The sequence below is a fragment of the Oleiphilus sp. HI0066 genome (assembly GCF_001635725.1).
On the sequence record NZ_LWFH01001880.1, the window covers coordinates 1 to 1,054 of the forward strand.

Annotated in this window: 1 protein-coding gene and 1 pseudogene; both read left to right on the forward strand. The window is 42.9% G+C overall.

Features of this window, described 5'->3' with window-relative positions; all coding sequences use genetic code 11:
* Positions 1-64 precede the first annotated feature (64 nt).
* Positions 65-892, forward strand: coding sequence for a hypothetical protein (locus tag A3738_RS28945; RefSeq protein WP_068503480.1), 828 nt, complete (start codon positions 65-67; stop codon positions 890-892).
* Positions 893-972: 80 nt separating this feature from the next.
* Positions 973-1,054, forward strand: a pseudogene (locus A3738_RS30285) (TetR/AcrR family transcriptional regulator); the annotation flags it as partial.

The window sequence follows — 1,054 nt, forward strand, 5'->3', positions numbered from 1 at the left end:
AATTTGCTAAAGTTTTTGTCGGTTACGCCGATAACATTGGCAAATTTACAGAAGGATTTATCGCTTGTCTAAAGTTAATCATGGAGAGGGTCGTGCAAGTACTCGAGATGATGTTTCTTCGTTGGCTAGCAACCCTGATAGAAAAAAAGATATTCCTGATAAAGCGCATGGTCAAAACCCACCACTAGGCGAAACTAAGAGCCGCAGTGGAGATGCTTCTGCAAGTTATAGTTCGCATGATCCGAATACGAATAGACCTAAAACATTACTAAGCTCTCCTGTAGACGAAGCAACTCAACACGATATAGCGATGCAACAAAGGCTATTGGCAAGTTGCGAAAGAGTAAATCTGTTGAGCATACCTTCCTTAACGCTTGATGATTACCCGAACAATTGGGAGTTTGATCAAGCTAAGAAAATGCGTGATATTTTTTTGATGGGTGGGAGCGTTTCGCTCGGTGCCTTTATCGTCGCGTTGACAGGCATCGTTCACCCAGTAATTGCTGGGATCTCTTTCGGCGTTTTTGTGCTGTGTTGTGTATTGGCATTCACTAGTCTTCAAAGCATTGTGACTGGCAGAGCGACACTTTATGAGCTGGCGGCGAAACGAAACCTCTTGGTGTCCCAGGCAAGATCACATGTTCAATTTCTTGAGGGTGTGGGTGGCTTAGCCTGGCGTTGCTCAGCACTCGGTCGTTACAATCAACATCTATATAACAATCAATTTAACGTTCTAATCCAATATTCAAAAGCTAATCAGCTTCATCGTGTGTTGAGCAGCCCACGCCATTTTCGCCTCTATGCGCAGTTCGTCGTTGAAGCACAGCGCGCTTATAAAAAACTGCAAACGATTTATTTGAGCGAGGGCGGGGAAATTAATTTGTCACCTTAGACAAATTAACAAGGCAATTCTTGACAGCTTGCGTGGTCAAACGTATGTTTGAAACAGTTGTTTAGAATAGATTATCTTAAATGCCTCAATTAGAAACCGTTGACAAAATCTTAGATGCTGCTGAACTCCTTTTCGCCGAAAAAGGTTTCTCTGAAACGTCCT